Source organism: Variovorax sp. RA8, from assembly GCF_901827175.1.
Lineage (GTDB): Bacteria > Pseudomonadota > Gammaproteobacteria > Burkholderiales > Burkholderiaceae_C > Variovorax.
Genome location: NZ_LR594662.1, coordinates 1,755,237 through 1,778,997, shown reverse-complemented (window position 1 = coordinate 1,778,997; position 23,761 = coordinate 1,755,237). Strand labels below are relative to the sequence as shown.

22 protein-coding genes and 1 tRNA gene are annotated in these 23,761 nt (G+C 64.2%); 14 read left to right on the top strand and 9 right to left on the bottom strand.

The features are described 5' to 3' along the window. The first annotated feature begins 70 nt into the window (after positions 1–70). The gene (locus E5P3_RS08475) at positions 71–1,384 is read left to right on the top strand and encodes a hemolysin family protein (RefSeq protein ID WP_162585567.1); all 1,314 of its coding nucleotides are present in this window, start codon (positions 71–73) and stop codon (positions 1,382–1,384) included. Positions 1,385–1,393: 9 nt separating this feature from the next. Here E5P3_RS08475 and E5P3_RS08470 read toward each other — a convergent pair whose 3' ends face one another. Both E5P3_RS08470 and E5P3_RS08465 read right to left on the bottom strand, forming a co-directional pair. Beyond that, complete coding sequence (locus E5P3_RS08470) at positions 1,394–2,032, bottom strand: lytic transglycosylase domain-containing protein (protein ID WP_162585566.1); 639 nt, start codon at positions 2,030–2,032, stop codon at positions 1,394–1,396. Between the two features lie 58 nt (positions 2,033–2,090). Continuing rightward, positions 2,091–3,836, bottom strand: a complete 1,746-nt coding sequence (locus tag E5P3_RS08465; protein ID WP_162585565.1) for a proline--tRNA ligase — start codon at positions 3,834–3,836, stop codon at positions 2,091–2,093. 132 nt (positions 3,837–3,968) lie between these two features. Between E5P3_RS08465 and E5P3_RS08460 the strand changes: the two genes are divergently transcribed. Continuing rightward, a complete protein-coding gene (locus E5P3_RS08460; RefSeq protein WP_162589592.1) occupies positions 3,969–4,628 on the top strand; it encodes an RNA pyrophosphohydrolase in 660 nt (219 codons plus the stop codon). After that, positions 4,615–5,172, top strand: a complete 558-nt coding sequence (locus E5P3_RS08455) for a CNP1-like family protein (protein WP_162585564.1) — start codon at positions 4,615–4,617, stop codon at positions 5,170–5,172. The genes E5P3_RS08460 and E5P3_RS08455 overlap by 14 nt, the downstream gene beginning before the upstream one ends. Positions 5,173–5,176: 4 nt before the next feature. Here the strand turns inward: E5P3_RS08455 and proB are convergent, their stop codons facing one another. From proB to rplU, 4 genes are all read right to left on the bottom strand, one after another. After that, entirely contained in the window at positions 5,177–6,307 is a 1,131-nt protein-coding gene (gene proB / locus E5P3_RS08450; protein ID WP_162585563.1) for a glutamate 5-kinase, read from the bottom strand. Positions 6,308–6,323: 16 nt separating this feature from the next. Beyond that, a complete protein-coding gene (gene cgtA, locus E5P3_RS08445) occupies positions 6,324–7,376 on the bottom strand; it encodes an Obg family GTPase CgtA (RefSeq protein WP_162585562.1) in 1,053 nt (350 codons plus the stop codon). Between the two features lie 68 nt (positions 7,377–7,444). Next, the gene (rpmA, locus tag E5P3_RS08440; RefSeq protein ID WP_068680025.1) at positions 7,445–7,702 is read right to left on the bottom strand and encodes a 50S ribosomal protein L27; all 258 of its coding nucleotides are present in this window, start codon (positions 7,700–7,702) and stop codon (positions 7,445–7,447) included. A 12-nt stretch (positions 7,703–7,714) separates the two neighbouring features. Next, complete coding sequence (gene rplU, locus E5P3_RS08435) at positions 7,715–8,026, bottom strand: 50S ribosomal protein L21 (RefSeq protein ID WP_068680024.1); 312 nt, start codon at positions 8,024–8,026, stop codon at positions 7,715–7,717. A gap of 183 nt (positions 8,027–8,209) precedes the next feature. On the opposite strand from rplU, the gene E5P3_RS08430 reads away from it, so the two are divergent. From E5P3_RS08430 to E5P3_RS08420, 3 genes are all read left to right on the top strand, one after another. Further along, entirely contained in the window at positions 8,210–9,202 is a 993-nt protein-coding gene (locus E5P3_RS08430; RefSeq protein ID WP_162585561.1) for a polyprenyl synthetase family protein, read from the top strand. 50 nt (positions 9,203–9,252) lie between these two features. After that, positions 9,253–9,329 (top strand) — tRNA-Pro (locus E5P3_RS08425). A gap of 285 nt (positions 9,330–9,614) precedes the next feature. After that, the gene (locus E5P3_RS08420; protein ID WP_162585560.1) at positions 9,615–11,198 is read left to right on the top strand and encodes a site-specific integrase; all 1,584 of its coding nucleotides are present in this window, start codon (positions 9,615–9,617) and stop codon (positions 11,196–11,198) included. An 83-nt stretch (positions 11,199–11,281) separates the two neighbouring features. On the opposite strand, the gene E5P3_RS36450 is transcribed toward E5P3_RS08420, so the two are convergent. After that, positions 11,282–11,509 carry a DNA-binding protein gene (locus E5P3_RS36450; RefSeq protein WP_162585559.1) on the bottom strand — a complete coding sequence of 76 codons (228 nt, stop codon included), beginning with the start codon at positions 11,507–11,509 and terminating at the stop codon, positions 11,282–11,284. A gap of 130 nt (positions 11,510–11,639) precedes the next feature. Between E5P3_RS36450 and E5P3_RS08410 the strand changes: the two genes are divergently transcribed. Together E5P3_RS08410 and E5P3_RS08405 are read left to right on the top strand one after the other, a co-directional pair. After that, positions 11,640–12,269: a hypothetical protein gene (locus tag E5P3_RS08410; RefSeq protein WP_162585558.1), complete on the top strand. Its 630-nt coding sequence runs from the start codon at positions 11,640–11,642 to the stop codon at positions 12,267–12,269. Between the two features lie 82 nt (positions 12,270–12,351). Then, positions 12,352–12,945, top strand: coding sequence for a hypothetical protein (locus E5P3_RS08405; protein WP_162585557.1), 594 nt, complete (start codon positions 12,352–12,354; stop codon positions 12,943–12,945). 320 nt (positions 12,946–13,265) lie between these two features. Here E5P3_RS08405 and E5P3_RS08400 read toward each other — a convergent pair whose 3' ends face one another. Together E5P3_RS08400 and E5P3_RS08395 are read right to left on the bottom strand one after the other, a co-directional pair. Then, positions 13,266–13,586, bottom strand: a complete 321-nt coding sequence (locus E5P3_RS08400; protein ID WP_162585556.1) for a single-strand-binding protein/primosomal replication protein n — start codon at positions 13,584–13,586, stop codon at positions 13,266–13,268. A 74-nt stretch (positions 13,587–13,660) separates the two neighbouring features. Further along, entirely contained in the window at positions 13,661–14,887 is a 1,227-nt protein-coding gene (locus E5P3_RS08395) for a replication-relaxation family protein (protein WP_162585555.1), read from the bottom strand. Positions 14,888–15,706: 819 nt separating this feature from the next. On the opposite strand from E5P3_RS08395, the gene E5P3_RS08390 reads away from it, so the two are divergent. From E5P3_RS08390 to E5P3_RS08365, 6 genes are all read left to right on the top strand, one after another. Further along, positions 15,707–16,303 carry a hypothetical protein gene (locus E5P3_RS08390; RefSeq protein ID WP_162585554.1) on the top strand — a complete coding sequence of 199 codons (597 nt, stop codon included), beginning with the start codon at positions 15,707–15,709 and terminating at the stop codon, positions 16,301–16,303. 146 nt (positions 16,304–16,449) lie between these two features. Next, positions 16,450–16,650: a hypothetical protein gene (locus E5P3_RS08385; RefSeq protein WP_232073049.1), complete on the top strand. Its 201-nt coding sequence runs from the start codon at positions 16,450–16,452 to the stop codon at positions 16,648–16,650. Then, on the top strand, positions 16,647–18,233 hold the full coding sequence (locus E5P3_RS08380) for a class I SAM-dependent DNA methyltransferase (protein WP_162585553.1): 1,587 nt from the start codon (positions 16,647–16,649) through the stop codon (positions 18,231–18,233). The genes E5P3_RS08385 and E5P3_RS08380 overlap by 4 nt, the downstream gene beginning before the upstream one ends. A 175-nt stretch (positions 18,234–18,408) precedes the next feature. Further along, positions 18,409–19,533, top strand: coding sequence for a restriction endonuclease subunit S (locus tag E5P3_RS08375; RefSeq protein ID WP_232073048.1), 1,125 nt, complete (start codon positions 18,409–18,411; stop codon positions 19,531–19,533). Next, positions 19,530–20,477: a DUF4268 domain-containing protein gene (locus E5P3_RS08370; protein ID WP_162585552.1), complete on the top strand. Its 948-nt coding sequence runs from the start codon at positions 19,530–19,532 to the stop codon at positions 20,475–20,477. Before E5P3_RS08375 ends, E5P3_RS08370 begins: the two co-directional genes overlap by 4 nt. A 33-nt stretch (positions 20,478–20,510) precedes the next feature. Continuing rightward, entirely contained in the window at positions 20,511–23,708 is a 3,198-nt protein-coding gene (locus tag E5P3_RS08365; RefSeq protein ID WP_162585551.1) for a type I restriction endonuclease subunit R, read from the top strand. Positions 23,709–23,761 lie beyond the last annotated feature (53 nt).

The window sequence follows — 23,761 nt, the reverse complement described above, 5'->3', positions numbered from 1 at the left end:
CTGCGGTGCTATGAGCCTTCGGAGCGGCCGTGCGGCTCATGGCACCATGTCGGTCTTCCGCGACCGACCCATGACGCTGACCCAAAGCCTTCTCATCATCGCCATCCTGATCGCGACCAGCGCCTTCTTCTCCCTGGCGGAGATCTCGCTGGCCGCCTCGCGCCGCCTGCGGCTACGGCAGATGGCCGACGAGGGCGACGCGCGTGCCGAGCGCGTGCTGCGCATCCAGGAGCAGCCGGGCCATTACTTCACCGTGGTCCAGATCGGGCTCAATGCGGTCGCCATCCTCGGCGGCGTGGTCGGCGAGGGTTCGCTCAGCCCCTACTTCGCGCAGCTCTTCGCGCTCTGGTTCACGGTCGAGACGGCGCAGACCGCTGCCTTCCTGGCCTCCTTCGTCACCATCATCTCGGTGTTCCTCGTCTTCGCCGATCTCTTTCCCAAGCGCCTGGGCATGAACGATCCCGAGCGGCTGGCAATGCGCATGGTCGGGCCTATGCAGTTGCTGATCACCGTGCTGAAGCCGCTGGTCTGGCTGTTCACCCAGTGCACCGACCTGCTCTTCAAGCTCCTGGGCATGCCCATGCAGCGCGACGACAAGATCACCTCGGCCGACATCCTGGCCATGACCGAGGCCGGCGCCCGCGCCGGCATCCTGGCCGTGCGCGAGCAGCAGGTGATCGCCAACGTGTTCGAGCTCGACACTCGCCTGGTCAGCAGCGTGATGACCTCGCGCGACCGCATCGCCTGGTTCCAGAAAGACGATCCCGAGGCGGTGCTGCGCGCGCGCATCGTGGCCGAGCCCTATTCGGCCTACCCCGTGTGCGAGGGCGACATCGACCATGTGCTGGGCTACGTGGACGCCAAGGACATGTTCCAGCGCGTGCTCAGCGGCCAGCCCCTGGCCTTCGGCCAGGGCCTGCCGCTGCACAAGGCGCTGATCATCCCCGACCGGCTCTCGCTGACCGAGGTGCTGGAGCAGTTCCAGCAGGCACACGAGGACTTCGCGATCATCGTTAACGAGTACGCGCTCGTGGTGGGGGTGATCACGCTCAACGACGTGATGAGCACCGTGATGGGCGACCTGGTCGGCGTGCAGGACGAGGAGCAGCAGATCGTCCGGCGCGACGAGAACTCGTGGCTGATCGACGGCGTGACACCGATCCAGGACGTGCAGCGCGCGCTCGACATCGACGAGCTGCCGCACGCCGACGAGTACGAGACCCTCGCCGGCTTCCTGATGGTGATGTTGCGCCGCGTGCCCAAGCGGACCGACAGCGTGACCTGGGGCGGCTTTACCTTCGAGGTGATGGACGTGGACAGCCACCGCATCGACCAGGTGATGGTCACGCGCGGCGGCGCGGTGGCCGCCACGCCGGCAGCCTAGCCACCGCCGCTAGCCGCGGTCGTCGCGCCGGTCGTTGAAGACCCAGAGCCGCTGGTTGGAGAACACCGCGTTCGGGTAGGGAGCCTTGCCGCGGCTGCCGTTGTAGCGCCCCAATGTCATGAACAGGTCGCCTGCCTCGCGGTCGAGGTAGTGGCGCAGGATCACGCACCCGAAGCGCAGGTTGGTCTGCATGCGAAAGAGGGTCGAGGAATCACCGTTGCCGATCACACGCGTCCAGAAGGGCATGACCTGCATGAGACCGCGAGCACCCGCGCTCGACACGGCGAACTTCCGGAAATTGCTTTCGACCTGAATAAGACCGAGGACCAGGCTGACCTCGAGCCCCGCGCGCTTGCTCTCGTACCACACGGTCTGGAGGAACTCGATGCGCTCCTGGTGCCCCGGTATCTTCTTCTTCAGGCGCTCGCTCATCTCGCCCAGCCAGCGCAGGTAGGCCAACCGCGAAGCGGTGCCGCTGAACTCCGGCTTCGGGGGGGCGCTGCTCCGGATGGAGGCGCTCAAGGCATTGCGTACCGAGTCGATCAGCGGCTCTTCGATCTGCGCGCCCGCGTGGGCCACGCCGGGCCACAACGGCAGGGCCCCTGCGGCAGCGCCGGCCAGCAGGCACGAACGCCGGGACAGGCTCACCGGATAGCCTCCGCCCTGCGGGCTGCGGCGCCATGAGCCTTCGAAGCGGCCGTACGGCTCATGCCGCCAGTTTGCCTTTCACGAACTCCGCCACGCCCGACGAAGGCACCTTGGTGGCGGCGGTGTCGCGGCGGTGCTGGTATTCGTACTGGCCTTCCTTGATGCCGCGGTCGGAGATCACGACACGGTGCGGCACGCCGATCAGCTCCCAGTCGGCGAACATGGCGCCAGGGCGTTCGCCGCGGTCGTCGAGCAGCACGTCCACGCCGGCCGCGAGCAGTTCCTCGTACAGAGCCTCGGCGGCCTGCTTGACCTCGGCGCTGCGGTCCATGCCGATCGGGCAAAGCACCACGGTGAAGGGCGCGATGGCGTCGGGCCAGATGATGCCGCGCTCGTCGTTGTTCTGCTCGATCGCGGCCGCCGGCAAGCGCGTGACGCCAATGCCGTAGCAGCCCATCTCAAGGAATTGCGGCTTGCCGGCCTCGTCCAGGAAGGTGGCGTTCATCGGCTTGCTGTACTTGCTGCCGAGCACGAACACATGGCCGATCTCGATGCCCCGTTCGATCGCCAGCACGCCTTTGCCGTCCGGCGACAGGTCGCCGGCGACCACGTTGCGGATGTCGGCCACCAGGTCGGGCTCGGGCAGGTCCCGGCCCCAGTTGACGCCCGTCATGTGGAAGTCGACCTCGTTGGCGCCGGTGATCCAGTCGCCCATCACCGCCACCTCGCGGTCGGCGACCAGCTTGACAGGCCGCTTCAGGCCGAGCGGGCCGAGATAGCCGGGCTTGCAGCCGAAGTGCTCGTCGATCTCGGCGCTGGTCGCGAAACGGAAACCCTGGTCCAGGCCCGATACCTTGCTCACCTTGATCTCGTTCATCTCGTGGTCGCCGCGCACCAGCAGCAACCAGACCTGCGAGCCCTCGACCCGGCCATCGGCGTCGAGCTTGTCGGTGGCCAGCACCAGGGACTTGACGGTCGTCGAGAGCGGCACGCCCAGCAGCTCGGCCACCTCCTCGCAGGTGGCCCTGCCCGGGGTCGGGGTCTTCGCCAGCGGCTGGGTGGCCGCGGGCCGCGGGCCGGCGGGCGCCAGCGCCTCGGCCTTTTCCATGTTGGCCGCGTAGTCGCTGCCGGGGCAGTAGACGATCGCATCCTCGCCGGTGGCGGCGATCACCTGGAACTCCTGGCTGACATCGCCGCCGATGGCGCCGCTGTCTGCCGCCACCGCCCTGTAGCGCAGGCCGAAGCGATCGAAGATCCGGCGGTAGGCGTCCGCCATGACCTTGTAGCTCGCCTTCGCGCTCTCGAGGTCCCGGTCGAAGCTGTAGGCGTCCTTCATGACGAATTCGCGTCCACGCATCAGGCCGAAGCGCGGACGGCGCTCGTCGCGGAACTTGGTCTGGATCTGGTAGAAGTTCTTCGGCAGTTGCTTGTAGCTGCGGATCTCCTGGCGGGCGATGTCGGTAACGACTTCTTCACTGGTCGGCTGCACGACGAAACCGCGCTCATGCCGGTCCTTGATGCGCAGCAGCTCGGGGCCGTAGGCCTGGAAGCGGCCGCTCTCCTCCCACAGCTCGGCCGGCTGCACCACCGGCATGGTGAGCTCGACGGCGCCGGCGCGGTTCATCTCCTCGCGCACGATGGCCTCGACCTTGCGGATCACGCGCAGCCCCATGGGCATGTATGTATAGATGCCGGTCCCCAGCTTCTTGATCATGCCGGCGCGCATCATCAGCCGGTGGCTCGCGACCTCGGCATCCGCCGGCGCTTCCTTGAGGGTGGAGATAAAGAATCGGGAAGCTTTCATCGGTCGCGCGGAAGGAATCCAGGTAAGGGCACAGGGGATGAGGCACCGGGCGGCGCCCCTGGAACCGGTCGCTTTGCCGAGTGCGACCCGGCATGCATAATCGACTCAGTTCAAAAAAATTGGGGTTTGATTATGCTCGACCGCGACGGCTTCAGGCCCAACGTCGGCATCATCCTGCTCAACCAGAAGAACCAGGTTTTCTGGGGCAAGCGCATCCGGACCCATTCCTGGCAGTTCCCGCAAGGCGGCATCGATCGCGGCGAGAGTCCCGAGCAAGCCATGTTCCGGGAACTGCACGAAGAAGTCGGACTCCAGCCGGAGCACGTGCGCATCGTGGCCCGTACCCGCGACTGGTTGCGCTACGAGGTGCCGGACCGGTTCATCCGCCGTGACGCGCGCGGGCACTACAAGGGCCAGAAGCAGATCTGGTATCTGCTGCAGCTGATCGGCCACGACTGGGACCTGAACCTTCGCGCGACCGACCACCCTGAATTCGATGCCTGGCGCTGGCACGACTACTGGGTCCCGCTGGACGTGGTGGTCGAATTCAAGCGCGGCGTCTACGAGATGGCGCTGACCGAACTGGCCCGCTACCTGCCCCGACAAGACTTCCGCAACCGATTCCTGCGCAGCAACGTGCGCGCTCGCGAATTCGAGCGTCATCCGCCCGGCCCAGGCCATGAACCCACCTTCGAGCTGCCCCCCGGGGCGAGCTTCGATCCCAATCCCAATGCTCCTCACCCCGCGCCCGATCCGTCCTCCACCAACGACCCTCTTCATGCACCGCGCTAGGCCCGTTCTCGTGCTCGCGCTCGTGGGCGCGCTGGCCGCCTGCGGGTCGATCGCCAGGGACACGGACAACCCTGACTGGGCCCAGGCCGGCATGCCGCCGCCACCCAAGATCACCGCTCAGGCCGACGAGTGGAAAGAGGCCGAGGTGCCGCCGCCCCCCGCCTTCAACGAGAGCCGGCTGATCCAGATCGAGATGCCGCCCTACTCGTCGCTCAAGTTCGGCGTTGACCCGGCCACCCTGAGCGTGACGGACGACGGCGTGGTCCGCTACGTGGTGGTGGCCACCAGCAAGACGGGAGGCGGCGGCACCAACGCTTTCTACGAAGGCATCCGCTGCGCCTCGGAAGAGGTCAAGCAGTACGCCCGCTACAGCCAGGGCGCCTGGCAACTCGTGAAGGCGCCGGAATGGAAGCGCATCGACGACCGCAACTCGCGGTATGCCAAGGAACTGGCACTGCAAGGCGTTTGCCGCGGCCACGCGCCGCGCGCCTCAGTGCGGGAGATGGTCCTGCAGATGAAGGACCCGCTACGCGAGCTCCGTTGAGGCTTCAGCCGGGCATCAGGACCATGTTGTCCCGGTGCACCATTTCTGATTCCGCCACGTAACCCAGCAAGCGTTCGAATTCGGCCGAAGGCTTGCGGCACAAGAGCCGCGCCTCGGCGCTCGAGTAGTTGGCAAGCCCGCGGGCCAGCTCGATGCCGGCAGCGTCCCTCACCGCGATCACGTCGCCGCGCGAGAACTCGCCCTCGACGCCGGTCATACCGATCGGCAGCAGGCTCTTGCCCTCGCCTCGCACCTTGGCCGCGGCGCCCGCATCGACGGTGACCGAGCCGCGCAGCTGTAGGTGATCTGCCATCCAGCGCTTGCGGGCCTGGTGCTTGGCGGTCTGCGCCACCAGCAGGGTGCCGATGGGCTCGCCGCGCGACAGGCGCAGCAGGACATCGGGCTCGCGCCCCCAGGCGATGACGGTGGAAGCGCCCGACCCTGCGGCGCGCTTGGCGGCCAGGATCTTGGTGATCATGCCGCCGCGGCCAATGCTGCTGCCCGCCCCGCCGGCCATGGCCTCCAGCGCGGGATCGCCCGCAGCGGCCTCGTGGACGAAGCGCGCATCGGGGTTCTTGCGCGGGTCGGCGGTGTAGAGGCCCTTCTGGTCGGTGAGGATCACCAGCGCATCGGCCTCTACCAGGTTGGCGACCAGCGCACCCAGCGTGTCGTTGTCGCCGAACTTGATCTCGTCGTTGACCACCGTGTCGTTCTCGTTGATGACCGGCACCACGCCGAGCGCGAGCAGGGTCACCAGCGTGGAGCGGGCGTTCAGGTAACGCTCGCGGTCGGCGAGGTCGGCGTGGGTGAGCAGCACCTGGGCGCTGCCCAGGCCGTTCTCGCGCAGCTTGGTCTCGTAGATCTGGGCCAGGCCCATCTGGCCTACGGCCGCCGCGGCCTGCAGCTCGTGGATCTCGTGCGGGCGCGTGCGCCAGCCCAGGCGTTTCATGCCCTCGGCGATGGCTCCGCTGGACACCATCACGACCTCGCGGCCATCGCGCACCAGGGCAGCGAGCTGGCGGCACCACTCGCCGATGGCCTGGTCATCGAGGCCCCGGCCCTCGTTCGTGACCAGGCTGGACCCAACCTTGACCACAAGGCGGCGGGCATCACGCAGAACGGTCGAGGAAGTCATGGACGGGGCAGTTGTGTCAGGCGAAGCGCGGGTCAATCTCGGTCGGCGGCTGCTCGGCCACCTGCTGCGCCTTGACGTGCTGATAAACGGCCTTCACCAGCGGCTCGCAGCCCTCGCGCGTCAGTGCGGAGATCTCGAACACGGGACCTTTGAAGCGCAGGCGCTTGACGAAGTCCTTCACCTTCGCGGCGCGCTCCTCGGCCGGGATCATGTCCAGCTTGTTGAGCACCAGCCAGCGCGGCTTCTCGTACAGCGCCGCGTCGTATTTCTTGAGCTCGCCGACGATGGCCTTGGCCTGCGCGACAGGATCGGTCTCGTCGAAGGGAGCCAAATCCACCACATGCAGCAGCAGCCGCGTGCGCTGCAGATGGCGCAGGAACTGGTGACCCAGGCCCGCGCCCTCCGAAGCGCCTTCGATCAGCCCTGGCAGGTCGGCGACCACGAAACTCTGTTCGGGCCCCACGCGCACCACGCCAAGATTGGGATGCAGCGTGGTGAAGGGGTAGTCTGCGATGCGCGGACGCGCATTGGAAACCGCGCTGATGAGGGTGGACTTGCCCGCATTGGGCATGCCCAGCAGGCCGACGTCGGCCAGCACCTTCAACTCGAGCTTGAGGCTCTTGCGCTCGCCGGGCCAGCCCGGCGTCTTCTGGCGCGGCGCGCGGTTGATGGCGCTCTTGTAGCGCAGGTTGCCGAAGCCGCCGTCGCCACCCTTGGCAATGATGATCGTCTCGCCCGGCGTCAGCAGCTCGAACAGCACCTCGCCGGTCTCTGTATCGCTGATGATGGTGCCCACCGGCATCTTGAGCGTGATGTCGTCGCCGGCGGCGCCGAACATGTCCGAGCCCATGCCGTGCTGACCGCGCCTGGCCTCGTGGCGGCGCGAAAAGCGAAAGTCCACCAGCGTGTTGAGGTTAGGGTCGGCCACCGCGAAGACATGGCCGCCGCGGCCGCCGTCGCCGCCGTCCGGCCCGCCGAATTCCTTGTACTTCTCATGACGGAACGACACGCAGCCGTTGCCGCCATCGCCGGCGGCGATGTCGATGAAGGCTTCGTCCACGAACTTCATGAGATGTCCAGTTTACAAATGAAGAAGCCCCGACAAAGCGGGGCTTCGAGCGGATCGAAGTGACGGGCTCAGGCCGGCGTCACGCTGACCGTGTGCTTGTTGAGCGCGCCCTTGGTTCCGAACGACACGTGGCCGTCCACCAGGGCGAACAGCGTGTGGTCCTTGCCCACGCCGACGTTGGTGCCGGGGTGGAACTGTGTGCCACGCTGGCGCACGATGATCGAGCCTGCGCTGATCAGCTCGCCGCCGAAGGCCTTCACACCGAGCATCTTGGGCTTGGAATCGCGCCCGTTTCGCGTAGAGCCGCCGCCTTTTTTCTGTGCCATGGTGTCAGCTCCTTAGCCGGCGATCGCGCCGATTTGCAGCTCCGTGAACTGCTGGCGATGGCCTTGACGTTTCTGATAGTGCTTGCGACGGCGCATCTTGAAGATGCGGACCTTGTCGTGCTTGCCATGCGACAGCACGGTGACCGTGACCGTTGCGCCGGACACCAGGGGCGTGCCGATCTTGAGAGCGCTGCCGTCGCCGACTGCGAGCACTTGATCGATCACGATTTCCTGGCCTACGTCCGCAGCAATCTGTTCTACTTTAATTTTTTCGCCGGAAGCAACGCGATACTGCTTGCCACCGGTTTTTATGACCGCGTACATGTAAACCTCTTGAGGAAGATGGCTCTACGGCGAATTCCGCAGAGCCCGAGATTCTAGCACGCCAGGCTGTTTTCGAAGTCCAGACCGAGCCTCGGGGGCGCCGGGACAACCCGGCTCCCTATAATCTGCGCGTTCCGGCCCCGGCCGGCCGTTCTCCCAAAGCAGCGCACGAGCGCTTTCGCCTTGTCAGTTCCCCCCGCCGATAACTCCCCCGCCGCCGCCGTGCTCAGCCTGATCGCCGAGGACATGGCCGGGGTCGATCTCGTGATCGCCCGCCGCCTCGACACCGGTGTCCCACTGGTGCGCCAGGTATCCCAATACATCATCTCGGCCGGAGGCAAGCGGCTGCGCCCGGCCCTGCTGCTGCTGATGGCAGGCGCGTTGGGCTACCAGGGGGAACAGCGATTCAACCTGGCCGCGGTCGTCGAATTCATCCACACCGCGACCTTGCTGCACGACGACGTGGTCGACGAATCCACGCTGCGGCGCGGCCGCCCCACCGCCAACGAGTCCTTCGGCAACCCTGCCAGCGTGCTGGTCGGCGATTTCCTCTATTCCCGGGCCTTCCAGATGATGTTGGATGCCCACAACATTCGGGTCATGGAGATCCTGGCCGAGGCCACCAACGTGATCGCCGAGGGCGAGGTCCTGCAGCTGATGAACATGCACGACGCCTCGCTGGATGAAGAGGCCTATCTCCGCGTGATCCGCTCGAAGACTGCCAAGCTGTTCGAGGCCAGCACGCGCCTGGCTGCAGTGCTGGCCGGCGTTGCACCTGAAACGGAAGAGGCCTGCGCGGCCTACGGCCGGGCCCTGGGCACCGCCTTCCAGGTGATCGACGACGTGCTCGACTACGCCGGCGATGCCAGCGAGACAGGGAAGAATGTCGGCGACGACCTGCGTGAAGGCAAGACGACCCTGCCGCTGATCCTCGCCATGCAGCGCGGCACCCCGGCACAGCGCGATCTCATTCGCACCGCGATCGAAGCCGGCGACACCACGCAGCTGCCCCAGGTCGTCGCCATCGTGCGCGAAACGGGTGCCCTGGACGCCACGCGCGCCGCCGCCGCCGCCGAAGCGCAACGCGCGATCGATGCACTGGCCGGCTTTCCGGCGAATTCGCACTCCGCGGGTTTGCTACAATTAGCGGCTCAGTTGCTTGAGCGGCGCGCCTGACACCTCACGACAGTGGGCCGTAAAGGTCGAATCTTTTTTCTCGCAACCATCGGGGTGTAGCTTAGCCTGGTAGAGCGCTACGTTCGGGACGTAGAGGCCGGAGGTTCGAATCCTCTCACCCCGACCAGATTTTCTGGAAGCAAATCAACAACTTAGCGTCCATGCAATGTGGACCGCCTGCTGAAAAAGTAGGCAAAACAGGCAGGTTGTTCCAAATTTGTTCCAAATCGGGCTGCGTGAAGGTTCGTTAGCCTTCGCGCAGCTTCGTCTCTTTGACCATCTCCCACTTGATTCGACGCGCGCCGCAGTGACGGCGGGTGACACGGCGCTCAGCGTTTTAACGACCGCTTTAAGCGTCGATATTCCAAGTGCCTCGCTACACGGGACTCCAGCAACTTTTTTGGAGAACCCAATGGCAGATTTCACCAACCGCAGCCCGTTCATCGTCAATGTCGCGCGTCGCCCCAATCTCAAGCGCACTTTCGCCTACAGCCGCAAGGACGCCGCGCAGACCTACATCAACAACCTGCGCGAGCAAGGTCTCGAACCCACCGTCGACCAAGGCGACAGCAACTGGCTGGTGCGCGTGCGGCGCGAAGGCCACAAGGACCAGAGCAAGACGTTCAAATCCCTCAGCGAGGCGGAGGCCTTCGTAGCCACGGTAGAAGCCGAACAACGCCAAGGACTGTTCCGCGACTACACCAAAGGCGCGAAGACGACGACCGCCGACCTGATTCGCGCCTACATCGAAGAAGACTGCCCGGGCCTCAAGGGCGGCGTCACTTACACATACATGCTGAACGCGATGGTGGCGGACAGCAACAATGAACTGGCCAAGCGAATCGCACAGCGCAAGCGTGAGCTCAAGGAATTCGGCAAGGTCCTTACCCCCCTGGGCGCCGTCCGCGCGCCGATGACATCGCTTGAGTGGCTCAACTTGCCGCTCACCGAGGTGATGCCCGAAGATATCGAGGCCTTCATCGAGGACCGCCGGGAATACGTGGAAGACTCCACCGTCAATCGGCAGATTCAGCTCCTGAGCGCGGTCTACAACCGCCAGATTAGCAAACAGCGTATCCATCTGGAGCATATGCCTCTGGACGGCGTCAGACGCCTGAAATTCTTCAATGAGCGTGACCGTCGTCTGGTCGGTGACGAAGAAATCCGCCTGATGGAAGCTGCTCGCCGAGAAGACCAGATGCTTTCGCTTGAAGCCCGAGTACAAGAGCTCGCCGAACAGGACGTCAAAGCAGCTCGTCAAAGGGAGACCCACTACGCCGTCAATCGGGACCGCAAAGCGGCCTACGAGCGTGCCCGCGAGCAGGCCATTGCAGAGGGCTTCCCGCACATTCCCACGATGGAGGCGTTCCTGGTCTTCCAGTTGGCCACCGCCGCGCGTCGCAGCGAAGCCCTCGGGCTGTTTTGGGACCAAATCGAATGGGACGGGCGACAGGCCAAGATGCCAACATCGAAGAACGGACGCCCGCGCAAGCTCGCTCTGCGCACCGACGTGATGGCCTTGCTGAAGCAGTTGCCGAGAACGAGCGACCTCGTCTTCGACATCGCCCTCAAAACCTTGCTCAAAGCTTGGCGGCGCATCTGCGACGCCGCCGGCATCGAGGACCTGCGCATCCACGACCTGCGGCACGAGGGCATCAGTCGCGCTGCGGAGTCAGGGCTGTTTCCGACCATCCTGGACCTGCAGGCCTTCAGCGGGCATCGGGACCTGCGCAGCCTCTCGCGCTACACCCATCTGTGCATGACCGCACTGGCCATTCGGGCGGACCAAGCCGAAGCAGCCCGGTTGGAGAAGATGGAGCACAACGGCCGGATGCGCTTGAAGCAATCGGCGCTTTCGAGCCTTGGTGGCGCGACAGCCACGGTGCGCTCGAGCCCATGCGTCTTGGACAAAGCTGACAGCGTGGCTACCGACACCGAGTCTGTTCCGGACAACGTGGTCGTGTTCCGAGCCTTCCAGCGTGCGGTACAGCCGTAATCCGGCCCTCCATAATCTCGGCGCCCTCTAGCGGAGACAAGCCGCGCCATGGAATCGCGCCCCAGACGGGGCGCGATTTTGAATTAGTCAGGACTCGAAGCCACAGCATCCGCTGACTGAAACGTAGGTTCCTCATCTCGAAGCTCCGCAAGGAGTCGGACGATGGTCCCGTAGCTGCCGGTACCCAGTTCCAGTCGCACGTTCGTGGGGCCTATGCGACGTCCTTGAACCGTCAGCGCCTCACACGCACGCCGAACATCGTCGCGCGAAATTCCTCTGCGCCCCCGTCGCGGCGCACTTTTCTCTTCCATCAATGGCCTCGTGCGGTCGGTTGATGTCGACCTCACCGCGTGTAGCCACCGCCTCCTCCATCGCCTCCGGGAATTTCGTAATCGAAATCGATTGCACCCGCCGGTCGAAGCACGGACCATCGGCGCCCGCATGCTGACCCTCAACCTCCAACTGACCGACGAGTTGCGCCGCAGCGTTACGCGCAGTGGCACGATTCGCAACGTCGGAACAACTCACGCACCGCGCCTTGCCACCGAGCTCGCTCTTGGCAACGGCGAGCCCTCCGCCACGTCCACGTGCGAGATGCCTTTCGCATGGGAACTGACCGTTCCGCAGGTCGTCGTGCACTGCCTTGCAACGACGCTCGCGCGCGACAGTAGCCCGCGGCTGGACGTCCGCAAGTCGATGGGTACCGCTCTGGTTTCGGTTCGCAGAGGCTCCCGCGTACTTGTCGCGCATACGGCATGGCGCGTCTATGAAGACATGCACGACGAGGCCGGCGAGTGGGAGCCTCTGGGCCGCCGAGCCGTGACGGCATGGCAACTCGCAATGCTGATGCTGCAACGCCCGCGGGAGCCGGCGTTCGCGACGGCCAAGACGCCCATGCCGCCGGTCTACGTCAAAGCGCAGCGTTCTTACTGCCGCGTCTCGGACCTTCCGGAAGCGCTGCAGGCGGACTACTGGGTGCACGCGTGCCTGCAGCCGCAGCCCATGGTCAAGGGCTTCGCGGACGCGGTCTACCCGCACGAGATGGCCAGGTTCTTGGCGCTGCACAACTGAAAGCGCTGGGTGCGCTTGCACATGCGGCGGTCTGCACGCCGTTGCTACACGGGGTGCAGGCCACTATAGAAAGGATTTACCTGTGCACCTCACCATCAGTCGACGTCTTCATCTGGCGCGGATTCTGACCCCTCAGCAAGCCCAAATAGAAGCCGCCGGGCTCAAGCAGCGTCCGGCCTTGCCCTCGTACATGTTCCACGCGTCGTTGCCCAATGCCGTCGTGCAGCGCTTTGAGGACCCGAACGCGCATATCGCGCGCCGCTTCAACATCTATCCCTTGCCATGTGGCGGCTGCATGGCCGTCGCCACGCTTCAGTCGGACGGGCTGCAGCTGCGCACCGCAGTTCCATTGCTGGACAAGACCACGCATGCTTGGCTGGAGCATCTCATTGCCGCTGGCGAGCTAACCTGGCTGCTGGAAATCGAAGAGCTCAGGCAAACTGCGCATTTCATCGCGCACTGTGCCATCCCCGACCCCATCGAGCTGCGGCGGGTGGTTGCGCAAGCTTCCCCCTTGCGCAGGGAAGAGCTTGCAGGCGCTCTGGAGTGGCAGTGTTCGGCCCTTCTTGAGCCACTGGCAATTGAAAGCTGTCTGCCAGCGTTTCAGGTCACGGAAGCCCATGTTGGCCTCGTCGTTCCCGACATTGCCCAGATGGTCGCCGACGACACCCACTGATTGATATGCCGGGCCGTTGGCTTGGCTTGATTCGAGAAGGCGCCTTTACCGGGCGCCTTCTCTTTTGCTGGCCAGCCGGCCGCCTGGCGCAAGCTCTCGCCAGCTCGATGACATGGACGTTATAGAAAATTATTCGCAGGTCTTATAACGACGCCTCCCTGAAGCGAGTCTGGGCGTCTTAGCGGGCGAACGCAGCAAACGTAGGGCGTGCTGAGAATAGTGCAACGCCGCCAGCCTCGATGGAGTTCTCACACGGCCTCCGCCCCCGAGCTGCACAAAAGAAAAAACAGCCACATGCGTGGCTGTCCGAAGTGCGGAGATTACTCCGCAGGTGCGGTGTCCTGACGCGTCGCGGCCGGCTTGGCCAACTTGGACGCTTCGAAAGCGATGATGAGCAAGGTGCCCGTCGGTTTGCCTTCGCGCGACAGGTAGTAGTCGCACTTGAGCTTGCCCGTGACCTTCACGAAGTCGCCCTTCTCGAGGCCTGGGTTAACGTCTTTCATGATGCGCACGGTGTACCAGGTCGGGTCGTTGTCGACCCCACGTTGGCTCTCGCACACACGCATCTCGTAGTAGCCCTTGCCCGTCGTCTTGCTTTCCTTGCGCGTCGGCGCCGACGCAACGTTTCCAAATGCTTGCATAAATGTCCTTCGATGTTGTGATGAACCGGTTTCATCTCTTCGTGTAGGCACGCGCGGCAAACTGCCTCGCGCTTTCAAAGCAGTGGAGAGGTCGGCATCGGCCAGGGACCGAGCGAGGCCGGCCGCACATACGGCAGATAGTTGTCGCAGAACCAACCCGCCGTGCTGGCGACATTGCGCTCGTCGAGCCGGAACTTGGGTAGGTTGAGCGGGAGCATCTGAATCACCACATGGCCCCGCAACGCCAGCGCCATGGAGGTGCGCCCGTCGCCGTGGGTGATACGGCGCTCGCCCCAGACCTCGTACACGCCGTCCTGGACGCGCCTGAGAGCCACACCGCCACTTGAGGCAAAGCGCAGTTCCCGTGGGTCCTTCACAAGGGCTTCGGCTATGGCGAGGTCGCTCGAGAGGATGCGCTCGCTCTTGGTCAGCACGACCACCCGCTTGAGCCACTGGCCGTTGTTCAATTTGTCTCCCACCCGAGCGAAGAGCGCCTCCAAGGATTTGGCACGCTCATCGCCGCGGCGGCTGCGGTCGATTTCGAACCAGGTCACACCGTCGTCCTCGAAAGCGAATGCGTCAGGACGCAGCGCCCTAGCGAGCGTCTTGGCTCCCTTCTTGACGGGCACTTGCAGCAGGCCGCGCATCGGCGCACCGCCGGACCCGTGGCGCCTCGCCAGGTCCTGCAGCAGTTCACTTTCCGTCTGTGCCCGCAGGCCTCGGACCTCGCAACAGGTGACGATGAACGAGCTCCAAAGAAGATGTTCTGGATTGGTCATGTCCGCGACGCGGTGAACTGTTGCCCGTGCTGGGATGCCTCGGTCTTCGAGGAACTTTGCGCCCGCGCGCGTCAGCCCGTACACGTGCTGCTGCCGGTCGGTACGAAAGCGCTTGAGCACACCGGCCTTGACTAGGCCGCGCATGGCGCGTTGGGCGGCGGTGAGGGCCGCTTTGAAGGGACGCTCGGGGAAGCAGCAGGCGGCGACGTCGAACGTGCGGATAACGCCAAAGCGGTTCACGGCTTCGAGCGCGCGAAGCTGGATGCGGTCCTTCAATGCAAGGGGCGCTGCCGCCGTGGTGAGGCCGCGGTCGACATGGGTGCGCCCCCGACGGGTGCTCCCCGCCTCCCGATGTCGCGACGCGACCGCAACTGTTTCGGGCGTAGCCGGCAACCGTGGCGCGGCCGGGCTCGCCACGTTTGCAAAAGCATCGCGCAATGCTGGCGGAGCGACGGCACCACCTGCATCACGGGCGGAGGTGCTCCCTGTCGTGGGAGAGTGTCGATAGGTGGCGGTGGACATGGTGCGTACTCGAAGTTGCGTGGACGAAGCCGCTGTGCCGTCGAGCGCTGTCGGCGGTGTGCGGAGCTGCTCCGTCTAGCGACGTCGCTTGCGGTACCCCTCTGCAATAGACAGCACACCACGCAGGCGGCCTTCCGCTTGGCTCTCATCGAGGCCTGCGGCACGTCAGTTCGCGGGCAGGGGCCAACTGTTCTTTCCCCTTGACCTGCCTTGCGCGCCGGGGGCGCGCATCCACAACGTTCTCGTCGCGACGTCCCTCTAGGCGTACCGCCCATCTCCCGGCTTCGCCGGCGCGAACCCCCGCCGCCGACCCCATGTTTTTCCAATGCCAGTGTTCTTCCAGGGTCGTCGTCTCCAATCCTTCTTCCGGCATGCCGTTCTGCCGACGGCTGCCCCAGTTTTGAGTTCAAAACTGGGGACCCCGCGCCGTACCTGGACGACGTCTTCGACCTCGTCCGTCCCCCATCAGGCATGCGCTGGTCGGCGGCGGGGGTTCGCCCCGCCTCAGCCGGCCTGTCGCGAGCAACTCGTTCCTCCTTGATGCGCCGACAAGGCCCCGTGCGCCCCACATACGCTGCCGCTCTGACCCAATGAACGCGGCTGGACGCCGCGCCGTCCGCCCGCTGGTCTCTTCGATGTGATGCCGTCAGGTGCCTTCAGGCCGGGCCTGTCCAATACCGTTGAGACAAGGCAGAGGGTTCCTTCACCCTCGGGGCGCGTATCGCCGTTCTCTCGTGGTGCGCCGCCCACCGTATCGGTGGCGCGGGCAGATGCGCCACCGTCGCTACACGACGCAGCACCACCCTTCTGGAGAACGCAATGCTCGTCGTGTATTTCAACAAGAACTCTGCCCGCATCTGCCGCCGACGCGAAGTCCGGCAGGCCGATGGGGCCTACAAGCGCATCGAAGAACGCCTGGGCGAACTGCCGCTGGACGCGACGGCCCTGCCCTCCGGGCTCCCGGAACTCACCGACCGCGAGCGCGCAAGCCTAGAGGCAAAGTTCTTCGCCAAGGCCAAGGCGCAGCTCGAACAGCGTCGACGCAAGGAGCATGAACAGAAGACCGACCCGATGCGCCGCATCGCGGCCGCGCGCACGCTACTCGAGGAAGCCGCCGAGTTGAGCGCCGAGCGCGCCGTCGAGCATGCGGAACTAAAGTCCTTGCTCAAAGTGGTGCTGGCGATGCGCAGCACGGAAGTGCTGTTTCCGCTTGAGGCGGTTCAGGAGGCGGCGATGGTGGCTGCAACGGCCGTCGATAGCGGTGTGTTTGGCACCCGCTCCGACGATGAACCGCTGAAGAACTCAACCGTCACCGCACAATGGAACGAGACGCGGGATGCCGTCGTCGGCACCGACAGCTCGAGCCTGATGCGTGCCCTGCAGCGTCAGAAATGGGCCAGAACGGGCACGACCTGAAATGCACAACGCAAACTGAGCTCACCGAACCCTCTAGGCAACTCGCTATGCCGCCCCACGGGGCGGCCCTTTGTCGCTCGAACATCCGCATCGCATTCGCTCGTGCAATCGGATACATTCTGAAATCTGTAAAGATTACGTAAAGAATGCCCCGGATATCCGAACGAAAGACCGCCCCGGTCAACCTGCGCATGTCGCTTGAGGTCAAGGGCCTCCTGCGCCTGGCCGCCGAGCGCGAGCATCGCACGCTCTCGAACATGTTGGAGCGGCTGGTCCTGCAGCACTGCGAGCGCGAAGGCATTGTCATGCCGCCGGCACCCGCTGCAAGAAAGAACCCAAACGCATGAACCAGGACCTCAAGAAGACCCTCTGGGCCGCCGCGGACAAACTCCGCTCCTCCATGGACGCTGCGGAGTACAAGCACATCGTCCTCGGTCTCATCTTCCTCAAGTACATCTCCGATGCCTTCGACCAGCGTCGTGAAGCGCTCAAGGCAGCCCTCGTCGACGAAAGCTCCGAGTTCCATCTTCCAGATGTGGACGACCACATCGAAGCCCTGGAAGAGCGCGACTACTACACCATGGCCAATGTGTTCTGGGTGCCCACCCAGGCCCGCTGGGAAAGCATCCGCGCCCTGGCCAAGCAGGCTGATATCGGCGTGCGCATCGACGCGGCACTGGAAGCCATCGAAGCCGACAACCCGCGCTTGAAAGGCATCCTCGACAAGCGCTTCGGCCGCACCCAGCTGGAGCCTGGCCGCCTGGGCGAGCTGGTCGACCTAGTCTCGACCATCGGCTTCGGTGAGGGTCACAATGCCAAGGACCTGCTCGGCGAGGTCTACGAATACTTCCTAGGCCAGTTTGCCAGCGCCGAAGGCAAGAAGGGAGGCCAGTTCTACACGCCGGCCTCCGTCGTGAAGGTGCTGGTTGAAGTACTTGCGCCGCATCAGGGCCGCGTCTACGACCCGGCCTGCGGCTCTGGCGGCATGTTCGTGCAGAGTGAGAAGTTTATTGAGGCGCACGGTGGCAAGGCCGACGACATCAGCATCTACGGCCAAGAGGCCAACCCTACCACTTGGCGTCTGGTGGCTATGAACCTCGCCATCCGTGGCTTCGCCGCCGACCTCGGCAAGGAGCCAGCCGACACCTTCCACCGCGACCAGCATCCTGACTTGCGTGCTGACTACGTGCTGGCCAACCCACCCTTTAACATCAGTGACTGGGGAGGCGAGCGCCTGCTTGAGGACCGACGCTGGGCCTACGGCACGCCGCCAGCCGGCAATGCCAACTACGCGTGGCTGCAGCACATCCTGCACCACCTGAGCCCGCGCGGCCAAGCCGGCGTAGTGCTGGCCAACGGCAGCATGAGCAGCAACCAGAACAACGAGGGCGCCATCCGCAAGGCAATGGTGGAGGCCGACGTGGTGGACGTGATGGTGGCACTGCCGCCGCAGCTCTTCTTCAACACGCAGATTCCGGCCTGCCTGTGGTTCCTGGCGAAGGACAAGAGCGGTGTAGCGGTGCCCGGCGGCAGGAAGTACCGAGACCGGCGTAGCGAAGTGCTGTTTATCGACGCTCGGAAGCTCGGCCGGATGGCCACACGCGTGAACCGCGTATTCGACGACGAGGACGTGGCGCGCATTGCCGCCACAGTGCACCGCTGGCGCGCCGATGGCGAAGATGGAACCCGTGAGCCTTACACCGACGTGCCCGGGTTTTGTCGCGCTGTGAGCTTGGCCGAGATTGCCGAACACGGCCACGTGCTAACGCCCGGACGCTACGTCGGTGCCGAAACAGTCGTCGACGACGACGAGGCGTTCGATGAAAAGATGGAGCGGATGGCGGCGCTACTGGCCGAGCAGATGGCCAAGGGGGCAGAGCTGGATTCGATGATTCGGGAGAAGCTGGGAGGCCTTGGATATGCAGTCTGAGTGGGCCACGACCGCACTTGCAGACTGCGTCGACTTGCTAACGGGCTTTCCGTTCAAGAGCGCTAGATACGTTCCAAACGGCGAAGGGATTCGGTTGCTCCGCGGCGACAACGTCGCGCAAGGGACGCTCCGCTGGGAGGACGCTCGCTGCTGGCCTGCGGAAGAGCTAGCGGACTTGGGCGACTATTTCCTTCAGAAGGACGATGTCGTGCTCGCAATGGACCGCCCCTGGATTGCCGCTGGGCTCAAATTTGCGTACATCCGTGAATCTGACATGCCAAGCCTTCTCGTCCAGCGGGTTGCCAGACTTCGTGCTCGCAGGCATCTAGACGCACGGTACCTTCGATACGTCATAGGTGGCGCAGCTTTTACCGACTATGTCTTGGGAGTCCAAACCGGCACCGCCGTTCCGCATATCAGCAGACAACAAATTCTGACCTTCAGGTTTCCGCTGCCGCCATTAAATATTCAAAGAGAAGTGGGTGCCCTGCTTGGCTGCCTCGACGACCGGATACACCTCCTGCGCCAAACCAACGCTACGCTCGAATCCATTGCCCAAGCGCTGTTCAAGAGTTGGTTCATCGACTTCGACCCGGTGCGCGCCAAAGCCGAGGGCCGCGAGCCCGAGGGCTTGAACCCTGCGACCGCGGCGCTGTTTCCCGGTGAGTTCGAGGAATCTGCGCTGGGGTTGATACCGAGGGGCTGGGAGGCACGCTCGCTGGATTCCTTCGCAAGGTACCTGAACGGCTTGGCACTTCAGAAGTTTCCAGCAGAGGGCGACGACGACTACCTCCCAGTCATCAAGATTGCCCAGCTTCGAGCTGGCAATATCGTAGGAGCCGACCGGGCAAGCGCCCGATTGAAGCCTGAGTACGTCGTTCGAGATGGGGACGTGCTGTTCTCGTGGTCAGGTTCACTGGAAGTCGAGTTCTGGTGCGGAGGTGACGGGGCCCTGAATCAACACCTGTTCAAAGTGACCTCGGACGAAGTTCCGAAGTGGTTCTACTACTTGGCCACTCGTCACTTCCTGCCGAACTTTCGGGAGATTGCGGCTCACAAGGCAACGACCATGGGCCATATTCAACGCAAGCATCTGACGGAAGCGAAGATTGCGCTGCCACCGGCGTCTGTGATGTGCGAGCTCGGACGGCACGCCGCGTCGTTGTTGGAGCGGCGCGTTACGAACTCTCTTCAGGCGCGCGAGCTTGCGAACCTTCGCGACACCCTGCTCCCCCGCCTCATCTCCGGCAAGCTCCGCCTGCCCGAGGCACAAGAACAACTCGAGGACGCCCTGGCATGACTACTCCGCTCGGAAAACTCGAACGCATCAACCTGCGCGAAGCCTGGAAGCACGAAGCCACCGAGTTCACGCCGTGGCTGGCCCATGAAGACAATCTGGACCTCCTGGCCAAGACACTCGGCCTGGTCGAGCTGGAACTGGTCGGCACGGAGCATTGGGTCGGCGACTTCAAGCTCGATGTCCTGTGCTCGGACGACGAAGGTCAGGTCATCATCGAGAACCAGCTGGAGAAGACCAACCACTCCCACCTCGGCCAAATCCTCACCTACGCCGCTGGCGTCGGCGCGCGCAAGGTCATTTGGCTGGCGGAGTCCTTTCGCGCGGAGCATGTGGCGGCACTGGACTTCTTGAATCAGCACACCACCGAGGAGTTGAACTTCTTTGCCGTCGAGGTGGAGCTCTGGCGCATTGGCGATTCGCCCATGGCACCCAGCTTCAATGTACTGGTCAAGCCCAACGACTGGACCAAGACCAGCCGCGAGAGCGCCAAGGCAGCTACCACCACCACACCGACCAAGCAGCGGCAATTGAAGTTCTGGACGGAATGGGCAGCCTGGCTGCAGGCCAAAAGCTCGACGCTGCGGACACAGAAGCCGCTGCCCCAGCATTGGACCAACATGGCGCTCGGGCGTGCGGGCCTGCACTTGGCGGCGACCGTGAACTCCAAAGAGAGCCGCTTGGGCATGGAGGTCTATATCGGCCATGCAAACTCAAAATCGATGTTCAAGCAGCTCCAAGCCCAGCAGGCGAGCATCGAAGAGGCCTTGAATGTCAAGCTGCAGTGGAACGAACTGCCGGACGGTCATGCCTGCCGCATCCTGCACGTCCGCCTGGATTCACCGCTGGAAGAGGAGTCGCAATGGCCGGCCTACTTCGCTTGGCTGGAAGACGCGGCGCTGCGCATGTCCACCGTCTTTCGGCCTTTGGTCAAAGCGCTGACCTGAAAAGAGCAACGCACAAGAACAAGGAGCAGCCGCGTGTCCATTCTTTCAGAAGACCACCTCGAACAGGCCACGCTGCAATGGCTGTCCGGCCTTGGATGGAACACCGCCCACGGTCCCGCTATCTCTCCTCCTGACAGCAAGACCCCGGGCACCGAGCGCGACAGCTACAGCCAAGTGGTGCTCCCGCACCGTCTGCGTGCCGCCATCCAACGGCTCAACCCGCACATCCCGACCGGCGCCCAGGAAGACGCGTTGCGCCGCGTGCTGGCGCCCAACATTCCCGGCTTCGTGGCGGCTAACCGACAGGTTCACCGCTGGCTGGTGGAGGGCGTGCCCGTCCAGTTCCAGAAGGACGGCGAAACCCGCGGCGACCGCATCAAGCTCATCGACTTCAACGACCCGGCGCTCAACGACTGGCTGGCCGTCAACCAGTTCTCCATCCAGGGGCCCAAGCGCACTTGCCGGCCCGATGTGCTTCTGTTCGTCAACGGCCTGCCGCTGGTGCTGCTGGAGCTCAAGAACCCCGGCAACGAGAACGCCGACATCTGGTCCGCCCACAACCAGTTGGAGAACTACAAGCAGGACATCCCGGACCTGTTCGCTTACAACGCGCTGCTGGTCATCTCCGACGGCATCTCGGCCCGCCTGGGCTCGCTGACCGCCGACCGCGAGCGCTTCATGGCCTGGCGCACCATCGACGGCGTGACCACCGACCCGCTGGGCGAGATGCGCGAGCTGGAGACGCTGGTCCATGGCATCTTTGAACGCCGGCTCCTGCTGGACTACCTGCAACACTTCATCCTGTTCGAGGACGAGGGCCAGTTGGTCAAAAAGGTGGCGGGCTACCACCAGTTCCACGCCGTGCGCGCCGTGGTCGAGAGCGTGCTCGTCGCCTCGCGGCCCGGCGGCTCCCGCAAGGGCGGCGTGGTTTGGCACACCCAGGGCGCGGGGAAGAGCATCGAGATGACCTGCCTGGCCGGCAAGCTGATGGGCCACGCCGGGATGGGCAATCCCACCCTCCTGGTGGTGACCGACCGCAACGACCTGGACAACCAGCTCTTCGGCGTGTTCGCCGGCGCGGCCGAGTTGCTGCGGGAGACGCCGGTGCAGGCCGACACGCGCCCGAAGCTGCGCGAACTGCTCTCCAACCGACCCTCGGGCGGCATCATCTTCACCACCATCCAGAAGTTCAGTCCTGGAGAAGATGAGGACAGCTTTCCGGTGCTCTCAGAGCGCAGCAACATCGTCGTCATTTGCGACGAGGCACATCGCAGTCAGTATGGCTTTTCCGCCCGGCTGACAGGGGGCGAGAAGAAGAACAAGACGGGCGCCATGCACGTCGTCGCGGAGGAAGCATCCAACATCGCGATGGCCACGGCGCTGACGACGGGAGCGGCCGGGCCATCCGGCGTGAAGTACGGGTATGCCCAGCACCTGCGCGACGCCCTGCCCGGGGCGACCTTCGTGGCATTTACCGGCACACCAGTCTCATTGGAGGACCGCGACACCCGAGCCGTGTTCGGCGACTACGTCCACATCTACGATGTCGAGCAGGCGGTCAAGGATGGCGCCACTGTGCCCATCTACTATGAGTCGCGCTTGGCGCGATTGGAGTTGCGAGAGGACGAGACGCCCGAACTCGACGATGAGGTCGAAGAGCTGACCGAGGACGAGGAAGACGATGCTGCCCGCGCCGCGCAGATGCGCCGCTGGGCCGCACTAGAGAAGCTCGTCGGCGCACCGCCGCGCATCCAGAAGGTTGCCGGCGACATCGTCGAGCACTTCGAGAGCCGCCAGACGGTGATGGACGGCAAGGCGATGGTCGTAGCGATGAGCCGCGACATCTGCGTGCACCTCTATGACGCCATCGTCGCGCTGCGACCCGAGTGGCACGACCCCGACCCGGAGAAAGGCGCCGTCAAGATTGTGATGACAGGCTCGGCCTCCGACAAGCCGCTGCTCCGACCGCACATTTACAGCAAGGACGTGAAGAAGCGCCTTGAGCGGCGCTACAAGGACCCGGGCGACCCGTTCAAGCTCGTCATCGTGCGCGACATGTGGCTGACCGGCTTCGACGCACCGTGCATGCACACCATGTACATCGACAAGCCGATGAAGGGCCATAACCTGATGCAGGCTATTGCGCGGGTGAACCGGGTCTTCGGCAGCAAGCCCGGCGGCCTGGTGGTCGACTACATCGGCATCGCCAACGAACTGAAAGCCGCGCTGAAGGACTACACCCAGGCTAAGGGCAAGGGTCGGCCCACCATCGACAGTACGGAAGCACTGGCGGTGCTGGAAGAGAAGATGGACGTGCTGCACGACTTGCTGGACGGCTGCGACTACGCCGACTTCCGCGCCCAGGCCTGGCAGTTGCTGCCAACGGTCGCCAACCATGTGCTCGGCCTGGACGACGGCAAGCGCCGCTTCGCCGACAACGTGCTGGCGGCGACCAAGGCCTTTGCGCTATGCGGCACGCTCCGAGGGGCATTGGTCCACCGCGATGAGCTGGCTTTCCTGCAGGCAGTGAAATCGGCCATCACCAAGCACGAAACAAAAGACAAGAAGCTCAGCGACGACCAGAAGGAACACGCGCTGCGACAAATCATCTCCAAGGCGGTCATCAGCGCGGAGGTCATCGACATCTTCCAGGCGGCAGGGTTGAACAAGCCCAACATTGGTGTGCTCTCCGATGAATTCCTTGAAGACGTGCGCCACATGAAAGAGCGCAACCTGGCGGTGGAACTTCTGGAGCGGCTACTTAAAGACGACATCAAGTCGCGCTTCAAGACCAACGTGGTGCAGCAGGCCAAATTCTCCGAGTTGCTGCAGCAGAGCCTGACCCGGTATCGCAACCGCGCGGTCGAAACCGCGCAGGTCATCGAAGAGCTCATCGAGATGGCCAGGAAGTTCCAGGAGGCTGCGCGTCGCGGGGAGGAACTGGGCCTCAATCGGGACGAGATGGCGTTCTACGACGCACTGGCGACCAATGAGGCCGCGGTGCGCGACCTCGGGGACGCGACGCTGAAGAAGATTGCAGTGGAGCTGACGATGAGCCTGCGCAAGTCGGTTACTGTGGACTGGGCGGTGCGGGATTCGGTACGCGCTCGGCTGCGCGTGATGGTAAAGACCTTGCTGCGTCGATACAAATATCCGCCGGACCGGCAGGAAGAGGCGACTGAAATCGTGCTGCGACAGGCCGAATCACTTTCGGCGGACTGGGCTACCTAACTTTACAACTCGCGACGTTTGAATCTGCGAAAAAAATCAAAGCCAAGAAGGAA

Bases quoted from the DNA above. Each gene is read 5' to 3' on its own strand.
- E5P3_RS08400 (WP_162585556.1), bottom strand. From the start codon at position 13,586: ATGCAAGCATTTGGAAACGTTGCGTCGGCGCCGACGCGCAAGGAAAGC.
- E5P3_RS08460 (WP_162589592.1), top strand. From the start codon at position 3,969: ATGCTCGACCGCGACGGCTTCAGGCCCAACGTCGGCATCATCCTGCTC.
- E5P3_RS08455 (WP_162585564.1), top strand. From the start codon at position 4,615: ATGCACCGCGCTAGGCCCGTTCTCGTGCTCGCGCTCGTGGGCGCGCTG.
- E5P3_RS08385 (WP_232073049.1), top strand. From the start codon at position 16,450: ATGCCCCGGATATCCGAACGAAAGACCGCCCCGGTCAACCTGCGCATG.
- E5P3_RS08420 (WP_162585560.1), top strand. From the start codon at position 9,615: ATGGCAGATTTCACCAACCGCAGCCCGTTCATCGTCAATGTCGCGCGT.
- E5P3_RS08380 (WP_162585553.1), top strand. From the start codon at position 16,647: ATGAACCAGGACCTCAAGAAGACCCTCTGGGCCGCCGCGGACAAACTC.
- E5P3_RS08390 (WP_162585554.1), top strand. From the start codon at position 15,707: ATGCTCGTCGTGTATTTCAACAAGAACTCTGCCCGCATCTGCCGCCGA.
- rplU (WP_068680024.1), bottom strand. From the start codon at position 8,026: ATGTACGCGGTCATAAAAACCGGTGGCAAGCAGTATCGCGTTGCTTCC.
- cgtA (WP_162585562.1), bottom strand. From the start codon at position 7,376: ATGAAGTTCGTGGACGAAGCCTTCATCGACATCGCCGCCGGCGATGGC.
- E5P3_RS36450 (WP_162585559.1), bottom strand. From the start codon at position 11,509: ATGGAAGAGAAAAGTGCGCCGCGACGGGGGCGCAGAGGAATTTCGCGC.
- proB (WP_162585563.1), bottom strand. From the start codon at position 6,307: ATGACTTCCTCGACCGTTCTGCGTGATGCCCGCCGCCTTGTGGTCAAG.
- rpmA (WP_068680025.1), bottom strand. From the start codon at position 7,702: ATGGCACAGAAAAAAGGCGGCGGCTCTACGCGAAACGGGCGCGATTCC.
- E5P3_RS08370 (WP_162585552.1), top strand. From the start codon at position 19,530: ATGACTACTCCGCTCGGAAAACTCGAACGCATCAACCTGCGCGAAGCC.
- E5P3_RS08475 (WP_162585567.1), top strand. From the start codon at position 71: ATGACGCTGACCCAAAGCCTTCTCATCATCGCCATCCTGATCGCGACC.
- E5P3_RS08395 (WP_162585555.1), bottom strand. From the start codon at position 14,887: ATGTCCACCGCCACCTATCGACACTCTCCCACGACAGGGAGCACCTCC.
- E5P3_RS08465 (WP_162585565.1), bottom strand. From the start codon at position 3,836: ATGAAAGCTTCCCGATTCTTTATCTCCACCCTCAAGGAAGCGCCGGCG.
- E5P3_RS08410 (WP_162585558.1), top strand. From the start codon at position 11,640: ATGCTGACCCTCAACCTCCAACTGACCGACGAGTTGCGCCGCAGCGTT.